Annotated in this window: 14 protein-coding genes; 8 read left to right on the top strand and 6 right to left on the bottom strand. The window is 43.2% G+C overall.

All coding sequences use genetic code 11. The features are described from left to right. Positions 1-137: 137 nt before the first annotated feature. The 6 genes from NST24_RS01470 to NST24_RS01445 are packed head-to-tail and all read left to right on the top strand — an operon-like array spanning position 138 to position 7,627. Entirely contained in the window at positions 138-596 is a 459-nt protein-coding gene (locus NST24_RS01470; RefSeq protein ID WP_024719036.1) for a PTS sugar transporter subunit IIA, read from the top strand. Further along, complete coding sequence (locus tag NST24_RS01465; RefSeq protein WP_007498438.1) at positions 593-922, top strand: fructose PTS transporter subunit IIB; 330 nt, start codon at positions 593-595, stop codon at positions 920-922. The genes NST24_RS01470 and NST24_RS01465 overlap by 4 nt, the downstream gene beginning before the upstream one ends. A gap of 36 nt (positions 923-958) precedes the next feature. After that, positions 959-2,077, top strand: coding sequence for a PTS fructose transporter subunit IIC (locus NST24_RS01460; RefSeq protein ID WP_342462207.1), 1,119 nt, complete (start codon positions 959-961; stop codon positions 2,075-2,077). Positions 2,078-2,105: 28 nt separating this feature from the next. Beyond that, entirely contained in the window at positions 2,106-4,769 is a 2,664-nt protein-coding gene (gene mngB, locus NST24_RS01455; RefSeq protein ID WP_342462206.1) for a mannosylglycerate hydrolase, read from the top strand. Between the two features lie 57 nt (positions 4,770-4,826). Next, positions 4,827-5,711, top strand: a complete 885-nt coding sequence (locus tag NST24_RS01450) for an ROK family protein (RefSeq protein ID WP_073415799.1) — start codon at positions 4,827-4,829, stop codon at positions 5,709-5,711. Then, the gene (locus NST24_RS01445) at positions 5,708-7,627 is read left to right on the top strand and encodes a BglG family transcription antiterminator (RefSeq protein WP_041091186.1); all 1,920 of its coding nucleotides are present in this window, start codon (positions 5,708-5,710) and stop codon (positions 7,625-7,627) included. Before NST24_RS01450 ends, NST24_RS01445 begins: the two co-directional genes overlap by 4 nt. Positions 7,628-7,688: 61 nt before the next feature. Here NST24_RS01445 and arr read toward each other — a convergent pair whose 3' ends face one another. Further along, a complete protein-coding gene (gene arr / locus NST24_RS01440; protein WP_342462205.1) occupies positions 7,689-8,105 on the bottom strand; it encodes an NAD(+)--rifampin ADP-ribosyltransferase in 417 nt (138 codons plus the stop codon). 344 nt (positions 8,106-8,449) lie between these two features. On the opposite strand from arr, the gene NST24_RS01435 reads away from it, so the two are divergent. Then, positions 8,450-8,716, top strand: a complete 267-nt coding sequence (locus tag NST24_RS01435; protein WP_342462204.1) for a hypothetical protein — start codon at positions 8,450-8,452, stop codon at positions 8,714-8,716. A gap of 21 nt (positions 8,717-8,737) precedes the next feature. On the opposite strand, the gene NST24_RS01430 is transcribed toward NST24_RS01435, so the two are convergent. From NST24_RS01430 to NST24_RS01420, 3 genes are all read right to left on the bottom strand, one after another. After that, positions 8,738-10,159, bottom strand: a complete 1,422-nt coding sequence (locus tag NST24_RS01430; protein WP_216943106.1) for a glycoside hydrolase family 1 protein — start codon at positions 10,157-10,159, stop codon at positions 8,738-8,740. 18 nt (positions 10,160-10,177) lie between these two features. Further along, on the bottom strand, positions 10,178-12,037 hold the full coding sequence (locus NST24_RS01425) for a beta-glucoside-specific PTS transporter subunit IIABC (RefSeq protein ID WP_008343857.1): 1,860 nt from the start codon (positions 12,035-12,037) through the stop codon (positions 10,178-10,180). Positions 12,038-12,273: 236 nt separating this feature from the next. Continuing rightward, a complete protein-coding gene (locus tag NST24_RS01420; protein WP_008343858.1) occupies positions 12,274-13,110 on the bottom strand; it encodes a PRD domain-containing protein in 837 nt (278 codons plus the stop codon). A gap of 185 nt (positions 13,111-13,295) precedes the next feature. On the opposite strand from NST24_RS01420, the gene NST24_RS01415 reads away from it, so the two are divergent. Further along, positions 13,296-13,496: a hypothetical protein gene (locus tag NST24_RS01415; protein ID WP_046526618.1), complete on the top strand. Its 201-nt coding sequence runs from the start codon at positions 13,296-13,298 to the stop codon at positions 13,494-13,496. 34 nt (positions 13,497-13,530) lie between these two features. Here NST24_RS01415 and NST24_RS01410 read toward each other — a convergent pair whose 3' ends face one another. Then, a complete protein-coding gene (locus NST24_RS01410) occupies positions 13,531-15,150 on the bottom strand; it encodes an APC family permease (RefSeq protein WP_024719047.1) in 1,620 nt (539 codons plus the stop codon). Positions 15,151-15,493: 343 nt separating this feature from the next. Beyond that, positions 15,494-16,462 (bottom strand): rhodanese-related sulfurtransferase, encoded by a 969-nt coding sequence (locus NST24_RS01405; protein WP_007498459.1) that lies wholly within the window; start codon positions 16,460-16,462, stop codon positions 15,494-15,496. Between the last annotated feature and the right edge of the window lie 107 nt (positions 16,463-16,569).

Raw genomic sequence — 16,569 nt, 5'->3', positions numbered from 1 at the left:
AGATATTCAGATGACTAGTCTGTTCGCTTCATAAACTTTTTGCCATTTCAAACGGAAAATGATGCTATTTAACCATGTCGAAAAGTACATTACAATCAAATTGTAAGCGCTTAACAAACAAGAGAGAAGGGATCAGCTTGTTCCAAAAAGATCATGTTTTTACACAAGTAAACGGTCGATCAAAGAATGAGATTTTACAATACATTTCCGAGAAAGCTGAAGACCTTCACATTACAAACGATCAGTCAGGGTTATTAACAGATTTGTTGAAACGCGAAGACGAAGTCTCAACAGGACTTCAGCAAGGTTTTGCGATTCCTCATACAAAAAGCTCTGCTGTTCAAACGGCTTCACTTCTCTTTTTAGAACTTGAACAACCCATTGAATGGGGAAGCTTCGACGATTTGCCAACAAGCTATTTATTTACACTGCTCGTTCCACTTGAAGAGGCCAATGTCACACACCTCAAATTACTGTCTGGCATTGCCACAAGTTTAATGGAGCCTGCTTTCATCGAAAAGATTCAACCCGGTCAAACAGCAGACTATTATTACGAAGTCATTGAACAACAATTGAAAGAGGGGATTACACAATGAAAATTGTCGGTGTCACTTCATGCCCAGCAGGGTTAGCTCATACACCAATGGCAGCAAAAGCATTAGAGAATGCGGGTAAACAGCTTGGACACGAGATTAAAATCGAGCAACAAGGAATTATGGGACAGGTGAATGGCATTACAGCAGAGGAAGCCAAGCAGGCAGACCTTTGCATCATTGCCTCCAATCAGCACATTAACGACGCTGAACGCTTCTCAGGTATTCCTACTGTTCGTGTCGAAATCGGGCGCGCTCTAAAAAATGCCGAGCAAATCATCACAAAAGCCGTTGCGCTGGTTGAAAAGAAAAAATCTGAATCCCAATAAACAAGAGCAATACCATATAGAAAGGAGCAAAGCAGAATGAAAGCAAAATTAAAAGTCATTGAAGGCCACCTCATGACCGGTATTTCTTATATTCTTCCGGTGATCATCGGAGCTTCACTTATCGTTGGTTTAGCCAAACTAGTCGGGTTAGGTTTTGGTGTGTCAGATTTAAACGCCTATAAAGATGCAGGCGACATTTTACATGGTGCCTATTTGATGGAACAGGTTGGCTGGACAGGCATTGGCTTAATGAACGTACTGCTCGCTGGCTTTATTGCCTATTCGATTGCGGATAAATCTGGTCTTGCGGCCGGCTTTATCGGCGGAGCGCTTGCCAGCTCAACAAATGCTGGTTTTATCGGCGCCGTCATTGCAGGTTTCTTTGCCGGATATGTCGCTCTCTTTGTGAAAAGAAAAATTCAAATTCAAGGCTCTGCAGCTGGACTCGTCCCTCTGCTTATCTTACCGCTCATTACTGTTGGCTTAACCGGACTTCTCATGTCCGTTCTGCTAGGCGGTCCATTAGGAGCTTTGAACACCGCATTAATTGAATGGATCAAAGGCATGGTCGCAGATGGAACGAGCACACTCGCACTTGCTCTCATTCTAGGTGCAATGATTGGCTTTGACCTTGGCGGCCCAGTGAATAAATCAGCTTGGATGGCTGGTAACGCACTCTTCCTATCAGGTGTCTATCTTCCTGCCATTCTCGTCAATATCGCGATTGTCATTCCGCCGCTAGGATACGGGCTTGCGACATTGATTCGAAAACGCAACTTCTCTCCTACCTTCAGAGAAGCTGGACGAGGCGGCCTTGTGATGGGGATTATCGGGATTACAGAAGGAGCCATTCCCTTTACACTCGTCAATCCTTTGAAATTGATTCCGCTGAATGTCGTCGCTTGTGCTGCAGGAAGCGGGGTTGCTGCCTTATTAGGTGTCCATGACATCATGCCGCCAATTGGTGGACTATACGGATTCTTCTCAGTAGGAAACTGGTGGGCGTATTTAATCGGCGCACTAACTGGCGCACTTGTTATTGGAATTGGCGCCAACTTGCTTGTGAACTTCTCTGAGAAAAAAGAACCCCAAAAGCCAGAACATGATCAGAAGCAGAAAGAAGAAGATGATTTTGACCTTGTGCTAGAAGGATAATTTGAACAAAGAAAGGTGTCGTTACACAATGACTGTCAATGTACATGTGATTCCACATACTCACTGGGACCGGGAATGGTATTTTACCACCTCCCGCTCCCGTATCTACTTAATGAAAAGCGTAATGGACATATTGGACACCCTCGAAACAGATGAACGGTTCCATTACTTCATGCTCGATGCACAAGCATCCTTGCTAGATGATTACTTGAAATGGCGCCCAGAGGATGAAAATCGAATCAAACAGCTCGTCACAGCAAAACGCCTCATCATCGGTCCGTGGTATACACAAACGGATCAGCTCGTTATTTCTGGGGAATCGATTGTACGAAACCTGCAATATGGGATTGAGCGCTGTCAGCAGTTTGGACATGTCATGAAGGTCGGTTATGTCCCTGATTCCTTCGGTCAATCTGCACAAATGCCTCAAATTTATCAAGGCTTTGGTATTGTCGATACAGCCTTTTGGCGCGGCGTTTCTGATCATATGACGAATCACACAGAATTTAATTGGCGCGGGGCGGATGGCAGTGAAGTGTTTGCAGTGAATCTGCCATTCGGCTACTACTACGGAGGAAATATTCCTGAGAAGGATGAAGACCTGCAAGCCTTTCTTTCTGAAAAAATCGGGGCGCTGCAAGCAAAAGCCACGACAAAGAATGTCTATTTCCCAAATGGCTTTGACCAAGCGCCTATTCGTAAAAACCTGCCTGACTTATTAGAAAAAGCCAATGAAATAGACGAGCATAACTATCAAATCAGCAGTTTAGAAGACTACATTGCAGCAGTGAAAAAAGAGCGGACTTCTTTTGAGACATTAGAAGGAGAACTCATTCATGCCAAGCATATGCGAATTCATAAGTCCATTTTTTCAACAAGAGCAGATTTGAAAATCTTAAACAACCAAATTGAAAACTATCTTGTCAATGTGATGGAGCCGATCCTTACAATCAGCTATTCACTCGGACATGACTATCCGCATGACACGGTACGTGATATTTGGTACCTCATGTTTGAAAATGCAGCGCATGACAGCATTGGCGGCTGTAACAGTGACACGACAAATCAAGACGTTTTCTTCCGCTACAAGCAGGCAAAAGAAATCGCCGAGAATCTGGTGGACTTACACATGCGTCTCATCGCCATCCGGCTGCAAACTGAGCAAGAAATCACGTTCACTTTATTTAACACACTGCCTTCAAAGCGCTCTGAAGTCATTGAAGTCGAAACCTTTATCACAGAACGTCCATTTACACTAAAAGACGCTGATGGACGAACTCTTCACTACACAGTCAAAAACAAAACCGATGTGACAGATTATGTCTTAGCACAGCAGATTTCACTTAACCCAAGCAAAGAAGTGTACATGCCAAAGCAAGTATGGAAAGCAGTTTTACTCATTGAAGCAGTCGACTTGCCATCCGTTGGTTATACACAAGTCAGCATGGTTTTCGATGAATCTAGTGAATCCATTTTGGAAAAAACAGAAGGTCGTGTCATTGAAAATACGTTTTACCACATTACAGCAAATGACAATGGGTCATTAGAAATTACGGATAAACAGACTGGACGAACGTTCTCTGAGCAAATGATCTTTGAAGACAACGGAGATGATGGGGATTCTTATAACTATTCACCACCGCGTGAGGATCTTTATGTATCATCTAAAGATATCTCATCAGCAGACATTACCGTATCTAAAAGCAGTTTACAGGAAGAGCTCACCATCAAGCTTCAATTGACTGTCCCATATGATTTAGAGGAACGCTCGGAGCAAAAGGGGACGACTTCCCTCCCGATCACAGCGAAGGTGGCTTTAAATAAAGATGAAGCGGTCATCCGTTTTCATGTGAATGTGGACAACCATGCGCTAGACCACCGTCTACGGGTACTCTTTGATACAGGTATTGCATCAAACGTATCACTCAGCGATCAACAGTTTGGCACCATCGAACGTCCAACGGAGCTGACGCAAGAGCTAGAATGGTGGAACAATGAACATTGGGAAGAAAAACCGATTACCATTGAACCCATGCAATCATTTGTTGCACTTCGCGATGAAGCATATGGTATCTCTCTTTTGACGGACTGCGTCAGAGAATACCAAATCACAGGCGCGGGCTACACAACCATTGCTTACACACTCTTCCGCTGTTTCGGAAAAATGGGGAAAGAAAACCTTCTTTACCGTCCCGGCCGGGCTTCTGGAGAAAAAATCGTGGAAACACCTGATGCCCAGCTTCAAGGATCGCTATCATTCTCCTTTGGCATGCACTATAGCCAAGAAGCGGTAAGTGAAGGACACTTGGCTCAGCTTGCTAAACGTTACACCACCCCGGTTCAGTGCTACGAGCGGGCAGACTTTTTAAACGGTCGTTTAATTTTCTCTTTCCGAGATGAAAAAGAAGACTTACAATCTACTTATAGCCTGCTTGACATTGAAACAGACGGGGCCGTTCTAAGCGCTTTGAAAAAAGAAGAGCATGGAACAGGCATTGTCATTCGTCTCTTCAATCCATATTTAACACGTCAAACAGCCGCTTCAATCAATAGTTCATCTCTACAACATGGAGAAACAGCGAATTTAGGCGAAACACCTGAAGGACATATACTGAAAGCACAACATGGATCATTACACATTGAACCGCTCACACCTTGTCAGGTACAAACCTACATTGTAAAGAAAAAATGAACATGTAGGGGCGGGATCCATTTGGATTCCGCCCCTCTTTAATGGAGGGCATTGATCATGCGAATTGGAGGCATCGAAGCAGGCGGTACAAAATTTGTCTGCGGCTACGGAACAACAGACGGAACGATTGAACATATGACTTCCTTTGCAACAGGGAACCCAGAAGAAACATGCCGGCAAGTGATCGAATACTTTACAGAGCATCCAGTTGATGCGATTGGCATAGGCGCATTCGGACCTGTCGATGTAAAAGAACACAGCCCCAGCTATGGAACGATTCTCGAAACACCCAAAACAGCTTGGCGCCAATTTCCATTACTCTCAACCTTAAAACAAGCACTCGGTCTCCCTATGAAGCTTGATACGGATGTGAACTGTGCGGCGCTCGGTGAAGCTCGTTTTTCAACAGAAACAGACAGACCAAATTCCTTGATCTATATCACGGTTGGGACGGGAATCGGCGGCGGTGCCTATATTGAAAACCGCCTCATTCACGGACTGCTTCATCCAGAAATGGGACATATCACCGTTCAGCGCCACCCTCATGACACCTATGGGGGCTGCTGCCCGATCCATCATGATTGTTTAGAGGGATTGGCATCTGGACCTGCCATAGAAGGCCGCTATCATACATTGGCACAAATGCTGCCAGAGGAGCACCCTGCCTGGTCACTTCAAGCTTATTATCTTGGGCAAATGACCGCAAATTTATTACTCACCCTTTCACCAGAACGCATTATTTTTGGTGGAGGTGTCATGAAACAGCCGGCCTTGCTGCCGCTCATCCTTGAAGAAACAGACGAGCGACTTCATGGTTACTTACAACTACCAAAGCCATTAAATGAAATCGTCACAAAGCCTTCCTTTGACGGATTATCTGGTTTAATGGGAGCCATCGCCCTTGGAGCTGATGCCTTAAAGGAACAAGGAGCGGCGCAATGATGATGACGGCAGATACTCGAACCTACCAGCTCATTCAGCGGCTATTTGAAACGAAAGGGTTCGTGAAGCTGGAGGAGCTCACTGCCTCTTTTCGCTTATCTGACCGCTCCATCCGCAATTTAATCAAAGAAGCAAACGAACTGTTAACACAAGCTGGAGCCATGATCAAGACCATCCGCGGGAAAGGGTATACGCTCTTAACAAGTGACCAAGACGCTTTCCTGCTTTGGCTTCATCAGCAAAAGCTTCCTGCCCGCTCTCTCGTACCCGTCATGCCAGAAGAGCGCATACGATTTATGATGAGAAAATTATTGCTTCAATCAGACTACTTAAAAATTGATCAATTAGCAGAAGAATTGTTCATCAGCCGTATGACGGTCAGCAGTGATTTAAAAAAAGGACGGGAGCTGTTAGCCCGTTACGGTATGACCCTTGTCTCAAAGCCTGGATTTGGCTTAAAAGTAGACGGAGACGAATTGCAAAAAAGGACGTGCTACGCAGACTTACTGCTCGAAGAAGAACCCGCCCTATCTCATATAACTGAGCGGGAACAGCTTCATTTCCCTGACATTTCACTTGAAACCATTCGATCCATTGTGCTGACAAATCTATATCAAGAATCACTGCTCATTAAAGATATTGCCCTAAAGAATTTAGTGATTCACTTAGCGATTGCCATTCAACAAACGCAAAAAAAACAGCGGATACCCGCCAGTACTACTCACACACAAAGACCGCCAGTGTTAACAAGAATCGCTCAAAAGATCACGCATCAAATAAGCGACACGTTTCATGTCACCTTATCAGAGGATGAAACAGATTACTTGGTGATGCATCTCTTAGCGAATCAAACGTGGAAAGAAATTGATGAGCACCAAACGACAGAAGAAGTACGTCAGGCGGTGACACGATTTCTCCAGCACATTGAAAAAACAAGCGGTCATCGTTTTGTAGATGACGATATCCTGCGTCAAGATTTGATGCTGCATATGAAGCCATTATTAAATCGAATTCAATACGGCGTGTCTTTACAAAATCCGCTTTTGCATGAGATCAAAACATCTTACCCTTATCCGTTTGATTTGGCCGTCAGCGGACTCAATGCCTTACAGCTGGTACGGACGCCAAATGAAGATGAAGCGGCATATGTTGCCTTACATATTGCTGCTTCATTTGAAAGAAGTCATCTTGACACCTCACAAAAAAAGAGGGCCATTATTGTATGCGGGTCTGGACTAGGAACGGCACGTCTGCTTGAAATTAAATTGAAGGCGGCCTTTCAACATGAGCTTGAGATTGTTGAGCTTTATTCTTATCAGGATTACGCTTTTAGCACCACTTTGCCATGTGATGTGATTATTACAACCGTACCTCTCGCACCAAAGGGGAAACCAATCATTCAAGTGAATGCTTTTTTTGAACATCATGATGTCCAGCGTGTGAGTGAGGTCATTCACCTGTTAAACGGACACGGTGCCCCTTCACAGGAGCTGATGGCTTTTTTCCAAGAACGATTGACCTTGTTGGATGTGGACCTTTCAAGCAAAGAAGAGGTATTAGATACGCTTTGCAGCCGGTTGGAGGCGCATCAGCTTGTTTCATCTTCTTTTCGTTCCTCCGTGCTGGAACGGGAGCAAATGTCATCGACCTATCTTGGCAAGGGGATTGCAATGCCTCACCCGCTCATCACAAATGAAGGCACCTCCTGCGTGGCAATTGCACGATTGAAACAGCCAATTGATTGGCAGGGAGATCAAGTATCTCTGATTTTCTTGTTAGCCATTCAGAAAGATGACGCTGCCTGCATGAATCAATTTTTTGAACAAGCTGTCGATTTGTTAGACAGTCCTGACCGCCTTCACTCCTTGACACATGCAAGGACATTTGATGAGCTGATGCATGTCCTGTTTCAATAGCACATAAGGCCGCCCAAGTGAAATTGGGCGGCCTTTTATTCATCTATTCCTCACATACGAATCAATCGTATATGACATCTTTTCCTTCTTCCCTTAACTTTTTTAACGACGCCAGCATATGGTTGATTTCTTCATCGGAATGTCTTTCCCAATCGCCTAATTCTGCGACAATTTTCAAAGGGGATTTCGATCGATAGGAACGGGTCGGGTTACCGGGAAATTTTTTGTCAGTCAAATTCGGATCATCTTCAAACTCGCCTGTCGGTTCTACAACATAAATTCTCTCTTTTGCATCAGACCGGGCTAATTCAGCTCCCCATTTGGCTGCATTTAATGTTCCGGTGAAATAGATGTGGTTCGATTGTTTATCCTGATAATTGGATAAATGCAACGGTTCAAGCAGGTCCCCAATCTTCAATTCCGCTTTCGTCCCATGAAAAAACGGCCCAGAATCTAAAACATCTTTCTTGTCATTCATACAGCCACATCCCTTATCGTTTTTGACTTGCGTATAACAGTATACGGGCTGATGCGGGCGGAAAACAGTCTATAAATGAGATTAAATTCGGGGTATAATGATAGTAGAGAGTAAGATGTGATCGGTAAACTCCAGCAAGTTGAAAAAACAGCAAGCATACATACAAAGCAGTCTTCTTGAAAGAGATAAAAAGCTGTTAGACGCCATAAAAGCCAAAGAGACGTTTGACGTTTTATGTGGTTGGCGTGTTGGCACATAATCAATTAAATTCTTCAGGAAGGGTGTAATGAGAGAATGAAAGATAGAGATAAGATTTGTCATATATATGCTCAAAAAAGTTGGATATGGATTCTTATATTATTGGTAATCGTGAGGGTTTAATTGAATTAAAGAGTGCTATTGACCAAGCATTGAAAAGTAATGTTGGTCAAGCTGAATTGTTTCCATCAGATTTAGAGGATTATACAACTTACGTTGCTTTAGTCAATGATAAAGAAGAGTTGGATTCACTTATTATGCCTTACACTGATGAGGATAATGATGATGAAAACTTGATACATCCAGTTGATATAGTTACAAGTCATGAAGAGAAAAAAACCCCTAAAAATTAGGGGTTTTTTAGTGTGATATTGTTACTTCCCGATGTTCTCTCCATTTTGCTCGATCAATGTTTCATACCAATAGGAGCTCTTTTTCCGAATTCTCTTCAGGTCTTTCAGGTCAAATTCATCACGATTGACGTAGATAAAACCGTAGCGTTTTGAGCAGCCTTGGTGTGTACTGATTAAGTCGATGGCTGACCACGGGCAGTACCCGAATACCTCAACACCGTCAGTGATCGCCCATTTGATTTGTTCAATATGTTTTTCTAGATAATCAATTCGATAATCATCCTGAATCGATCCATCCGCTTCTAACTTGTCAAAAGCGCCTAGTCCGTTTTCCGTAATAATAAGAGGTAGCTGATAGCGGTCGTAAATTTCACGCATCGTTGATCGGAAACCGGTAGGGTCAATCTCCCAGCCAAATGCATTTTTACTTAAGAACGGGTTGTTGCCGCCTTTGTAGACGCCATCTTCACCAGATTTTAAATGCTGATCTCCGCCACGGGCAAATTCATCATTGCCATCTCCTTTACTCGCTTCAACCGTTTGAGATGTGTAGTAGTTAAAGGCAATGAAGTCTGGTTTTGCACTTTTCAAAATATCCATATCTCCCTCTTCAATCACAGGAAGAATGTCTTTTTCCTTCATGTATGCCCATGCAAGGTTGTTATAACGACCGAATACCGCCATATCAAGATATAGCCAGTTGCGGATCGCATTGTAATTAGCCGCAGCAATAACATCCTCAGGTTTTGGAGATGCCGGGTAAATAAGGGCGATGTTTGGCGCTGGTCCGATTTTCGCCTCAGGCAGCAAACGATGACAAAGCGTCATGGCTTTCGCCTGTGCGACAAGCATATGGTGGTTCTGCTGATATAATTCTTTTTTCGGATTTTCTAAATTTGGATCCAGTGTACCTAAAGCTGATCCATGTAAGATCATCATGTTTTGTTCATTAATCGTCAGCCAATATTTTACCTTCTCGCCATACTCCTGGAACAAAACCTCCGCATAACGTTCAAACGCATCGACTGTCGAACGATTTGACCAGCCGCCTTTCACTTGAAGCGCATGAGGTAAATCAAAGTGATACATCGTCACAATTGGTTCAATGTCATAGCGGCGCAATTCATCAATGAGAGAATGGTAGAAGTCAATTCCCTTTTGATTGATCTCCCCATCTCCATTTGGAATGATACGTGTCCATGCAATGGAGAAACGATAAGCCTTCAAGCCCATTTCTGCAAACATCTTCACGTCCTCTTTATATCGATGATAATGATCGCTGGCTACCTTAAAATCAGTTGTTCCTTCAGGATAGCTTTCTCTCATATCAATGACTGAAGGTCCCTTGCCATCCTCGTTCCATGCACCTTCTACTTGATAGGCGGAAGTCGATCCGCCCCAGAAAAAGTCTTTTGGAAATGGTGCTAGTGTTGAATATCTCATGATTATGTCCTCCCTTTCTTAAACTAAGTGTAAAAATGATTGTCCTGGTGTCACTTGTTTTTCTTCTGTCTCAATGATATCGCTAAATTCACCGGAATTGGTAATAATCACAGGTGTTGTGACAGAAAGACCCGCTGCTTGAATGGCCTCAATATCAAACTCCGCAAGCAGTTCACCTTCTGTAATGGTTTGGCCCTGCTCAACCTTCGGCGTAAAATGACGGCCCCCAAGTTGTACAGTATCCAGTCCAATATGAATGAGTACTTCTGCTCCGCTTTCAGAGGTGAGACCGTATGCATGTCCTGTTGGGAATACCGTTGTCACGACTCCAGTTACTGGTGCAAACAGCTTGCCTTCTGATGGAATAATGGCTGCGCCCTTACCTAATGCGCCAGATGAGAAGGCTTTATCTTGCACCTCTTCTAGCTTGATGACTTCGCCAGATAAAGGACTTTTCACATGAGCTGCTTTGACACCATGTTCATTTTCAGATGCTGGTGCAGAACTAGCTGCAGGAGCATCTTCTTCATCCACAGGGTCTTTGAATCCAATCAAATAGGTTAAGACGATTGAAAGGACAAATGAAACGGAAATTCCGATTAAGAATCCTGTAAACCCTTGACCATAGAAGATCGGAAGTGTCAGTAAACTCGGAAGACCTGACGCGATCGCAATACTTTGTGAATAACCGATAATGGCACCACCGACACCGGCAGAGATAACCGCTGCAATAAATGGTTTTTTCAAACGAAGTGTGACGCCGTATACAGCAGGTTCTGTAATTCCAAATACAGCAGAAACCGCTGTCGATCCAGCTAATGATTTCAGCTTTTTGTTCTTTGTTTTCAGCATAACACCGATGGAAGCACCGGCTTGTGAAAATACAGCTGGCGCAGTGGCCGGCTTAATATGATCTTTTCCATGAACCGCAATATTATTTAAAATGACTGGCACAAGCCCCCAATGGATACCGAAGATGACAAGAACCTGCCATGCCATCGCAATTAAAGCACCGGCAAGTGTAGGGCTAAAGGAGAATACTTTCAGCAGGACGGCTGCAATTCCGTTCCCTGCATACACACCAAATGGTCCAAATACGATCAGTGTCAGTGGAACGACCGTGACCAGTAAAATCAGTGGTGTAATAAAGTTTTTCACACTTTCATGAATGACTTTGTTAAAGAAACGTTCGATATATCCCATCACAAACACTGCCAAAATAATCGGGATAACCGTTGATGTATAAGACATTAAGACAACCGGAATGCCGAAGAACGACACATCTCCGCCGCCTTTTGTGAGCTCTTGAATAGTCGGGTAGATCAGTGCACCTGCAATCGTCACAGCGACAAATGGATTCGCTTTAAACTTCCTAGCAGAAGTGAATGCGAGCAGCAGCGGCAGGAAGTAGAACAAGCTGTCTGATGCGGCAAATAAAATTTGATACGACGTATCTTCAGGAGATAACCATTTTGCATTGATACAGATGCCTAGAAGCCCTTTTAAAATACCGGCACCCGCCATGACACCTAGAAGCGGTGTGAAAATTCCAGAAACAATGTCGACGAATTTTCCGAAAAGACTTGTACTTTCTTCACTTGATCTTGCAGATGAAGAAGTGGAATCCTCTAATAGATTCGTAAACTCCCCAATCTCTCGATATACCTCTGGTACGGTGTTGCCAATGACCACCTGAAACTGGCCGCCGCTTTCCATGACAGTCACCACACCATTTAATTTTTCAATGGCCGCTTTATCTGCTTTTGATCTGTCATTTAATGTGAAGCGAAGTCTTGTGGCACAGTGAACCAATGAATGAACATTTTTCTCTGTCCCGATATGTTTGATAATGTCTTCTGCTAATTGACGATGACTCATACAAAAACCCCCTTTTTTTCAAAAAAATACGTTTTTAGGCAAAATAAAAACCTAAACGGGCACCAAAAATAGTCGCAACTTGCTATTGCGCTTTTTCAGTGAACGTTTAGGTTTTGCCTGCCGAACAGTCACAATCCTCTAAGACGATCATTGTGAAACCGTATTCTTTTATGTTTATGAGCAAATAGTACCACTCACTTTTTATGATGTCAACGCTTTCTTTTAAAATTCTATCTTTATTTTTCTCGTTTGATGAGTCGATTCAAATGAATCGATAGATAGAGCATCTCCTCTGATGTCAGGTCGCGATGATACGTTTGATACACATATTCCGCGATTTTCTTTGCGCATTCGTACGCCTTCGGATATTTCACTTTAATCAGCTGATATAAATCTTGATCTTCACTGACGAGTAGCGTTTCGTTGATGAGACGCTGTACGAAAAAGCGTAAATGTGTGAGAAAGCGATAAAAGTTGAGCGAGTCTTCATCAAATTCCATGTTCAGATGATATTTCACAATGGTCAGTATGGCATTCACTTCTTTCGTGATATTGACCGTTGTATTCATGTCTTCATTGAGCTCTGCATTAATGATATGCATGGCAATAAAGCCCGCTTCATCTTCAGGCAGTTCAATATGAAGACGATCTTCAATCATCTCAAGGCATTCCTTCGCCACGAGAAACTCATCTTTGTATAAACGTTTAATCTCCCAAATCAGCGAATTCTCAATCAAGTGGTTTTTCTTTAATCGTTCAATGGCGTAATGAATATGGTCTGCCAGCGATACATGCAGACTTTCGTTTAATCTTCGGTTCAGCTTTGTATGTGCGTATTGGATCATTTCCTCGGTCACCTTGACGACATCATACGGAACCTCTTGAAGCAACATTTTCATCCGCTCATGTACGGAATGATCCTCTAAGCGGAACACTTTATCAATTAACGCCTCGTCCACCGGGTCGCCGGGACGTCTTTGAAAAGCGATGCCTCTGCCCATGACGACGATTTCTTTTCCTTGTTCATCTATCACACTAATGACATTATTGTTTAGAACCTTTTGAATCTGCATCTCCAAACACCTCCGTCTATAACCAGCCATCTACACTCAAAATATGCTCTCATCTTAACACAACTGTCAAATCACTTGGCGTTTTTATCTGACTTTTGAAATAGATTTAACGATATTTCCACTTCTTTCTTGCTGGTCTGATCCTCCCTCGGCCTGCATACAATACCCCGAGGAGGTGACCTTCGATGAAGGCTTTTTTCTGGTCAGCATCTTTTTTATTCATGTTCATTCTGACTCTCTTTATTCTAGGTATTGTTTTTTGGCTTAGTGGACAAGGCTTAGATCAGCTATGGAGATATGCGCTTATCTGTCTTGTGACAGCCACCGTTCTACACGGCGTTACCACTTGGCTAAAGCAGCATGTCATGCATCATCCATCCAAATAAAAAGGCTGCCCTCATTATTCAGGCAGCCCTTCCGTTATTCCTTAGATGAGGCGGCTTCTTTCTGAGAAGCACGCAGTTCATCATTGATTTTTTTCGCATCTTCTAAAAACTCTGTTTCAAAACCACTTTTGAGTGCCCACATATAAAATAACAACGCCACAACTGCAATGAGCGCCATATCCCAGCCATAATGAATGACGTTATACCCGCCAAATTTATCACTGCCGAGACAAGAAATCGTCATCATCACAAGCAAATACACAACCATCCAAGCACCTGCTTTAAAGTGACGGCCAAAACCCTTCCACTTCGCTTTTGCTTGATAGTAAAAATAGATTGGCAGACCGATGAGAATAATGAACAACACCTGACCCGTCAGCGGCCATCTCGCCCAGTACAGTGTCAATGATGCAAAGACAAAACCAAGCGGAGCAATGATGCTGAGTCCTTTAATTCGCAGTGGACGATATAAATCTGTGCCCGTCTTTCTCAGCGTCATTACTGTCACAGGTCCTGTCAAATAGGAAATCAGGGTCGCCACAGAGATAATTTCAGCGAGAACCCCCCATCCTCTAAACAAAAACAGAAAGATAAACGATACGCCTAAGTTAAAAAACATCGCTGGACGAGGCACACCGTAAATTGGGTGCAGACGGCCAAGTACACTCGGCATGTACTTGTTTTTTTCCATCCCATAAATCATACGAGACGTCGTCGCCGTATACGTAATCCCTGTTCCAGAAGGAGAAACGAACGCATCTGCATATAAAATAAGGACAAGCCAGTTGATCCCTAGCGCAATGGCAAGGTCAGCAAATGGCGAGTTGAAATTCAAATGCCCCCAGCCATTCACTATCATTGATGGATCGACAGCCCCAATAAAAGCGATTTGCAGCAGCACATAAATGACCGTTGCAATCAAAATCGATCCAACAATGGCGATTGGAATCGAACGCCCTGGATTTTTCGCTTCTCCTGCCATATTAATCGGGCTTTGGAAGCCATTAAAAGCAAACACAATCCCTGATGTTGCCACAGCTGTCAGCACACTCGCCCAGCCGTTCGGCGCAATACTTGTTCCAGAAGTAAAATTCTCACTATGAAAACCTACGAATAAGAGCGCACCAATTGTTAATCCTGGAATGACGATTTTAAAAACCGTAATGAATGTATTCGCCTTTGAAAACAACCCAACTGTCCAATAATTGAGCAGAAAATAAATCACCAGCAGCACACTTGCCACCATGAGCCCCTCGGTCGTCAAAACCCCTTTTGTGACCAAATGGCTTGTCCACTTTGCCCACTCCCAAGGCCATGAGCTCATGTATTGAACGGAGGCCACTGCCTCAACAGGAATCACTGATACAATGGCGATCCAGTTTGCCCAAGCGGCGATAAATCCAATAAAAGAGCCGTGTGAATATTGCGTATATTTGACCATTCCGCCTGCCTCTGGAAACATCGATCCGAGTTCACTATAAGACAATGCGATAAATAAAATAACAACCATCCCGATCAACCATGACAAAATAGCAGCAGGGCCGGCGATTTGAGCAGCCCGCCACGCACCAAAGAGCCATCCTGAACCAATGATTGAGCCAAGACCTACCATCATTAAAGCGAAAGTTCCCATCCTACGATGCAAATGATTCATGTTCATAACACCTTTCGATTAAAATACAGAGCATGTGTCGAGCAAGCGCCTTTCTTTTATAGCAGCTCACCATTCATTCCATTGGCAAATATTTTCTGATCTGAACTTTTATCTTTGTTCATTTTTTTGCCTGTTATATTATCTCTCAATTCTCCATTTTCTGAAATAGTCGAACATGCTTATTTCAAAAGAAAGCGCTTTTTCAACTGTTCAATCTATTAGACTGATTAACTACCTTTACCCTTATTTTGAAAAAAACAAAACAAAAAAGAAAGAGGAAATGAATTCCTCTTCCCTTTGAACACGTATCATTCAAAGAAAAAAGGATAAAAGGGAGACCCTCTTATCCTTGTGAGATTGCTTGTTCTTTTTCAATGACAGCTAGTCTTTCTTGAACTTCTTCTTCAGATAAATTGTGCTGTTTCACATAAAGGTTACGTTCGCTTGTGCGGCATTCATGGCTGCAGCTGCGCATATATTTATGCTCGCTTTCTTCTGTTGCAATCATTTTGCGGTTACATGCAGGGTTCGCACAGTTCACATAACGCTCGCAAGGTTCGCCAGTGAAGAAATCTTTTCCTACCACGACGTGCTCTGTTTGATTGACTGGAACCGTTAGGCGGTTATCAAACACATAACATTGACCGTCCCATAGCTTTCCTTGAACTTCTGGGTCTTTTCCGTACGTGACAATTCCACCGTCAAGCTGGGATACATCTTCAAAGCCTTCACGCTTTAACCATCCTGAGAATTTCTCACAGCGTACGCCGCCTGTGCAATACGTCAGAATTTTTTTCCCTTCAAGAATCTCTTTATTGTCACGAATCCACTCAGGCAATTCACGGAATGTCTCAATGTCAGGGCGCACAGCACCTCTGAAGTGACCGACATCAAACTCATAATCATTACGTGCATCAATCACGACCGTATCAGGTGATTGCATTTGCTCGTAAAATTCAACTGGGCTGAGATGTTTCCCCGTTAATTCTAGCGGATTCACATCATCTTCAAGACTTAAATTCACCAATTCATTTCGGTGGCGGACGTGCATTTTCTTAAACGCATGACCATCTGCTTCGTCAATTTTAATTGGCATGGACGCAAAGCGTGGATCTTCTTTCAATGCTTGCATGTACTTGTCCGTCTGCTCAATGGTACCAGAAACGGTTCCGTTTATGCCTTCAGATGAAACAAGAATACGACCTAACAAACCAAGTTCCTTACAGAATGCTAGATGCTCTGCTGTAAACGTTTCTGGATCCTCAATGGGGACATATTGATAGTAAAGTAATACACGATATTGTTTTTCCATATATATAAACACCTCTTAAATTTAATCAAAACATACCATTTTATATCATACAGGAAATACATACCTTAAGGCAATGTCAGTAGTTCAATTCCATAAAACGGAAGGGT

It is taken from the genome of Bacillus sp. FSL R5-0286 (genome assembly GCF_038593245.1).
In the GTDB taxonomy this organism is placed as follows: Bacteria; Bacillota; Bacilli; order Bacillales; family Bacillaceae; genus Bacillus; species Bacillus altitudinis.
The sequence above is the reverse complement of the archived record's forward strand: the minus strand, read 5'-3'. Positions and strand labels throughout refer to the sequence as shown.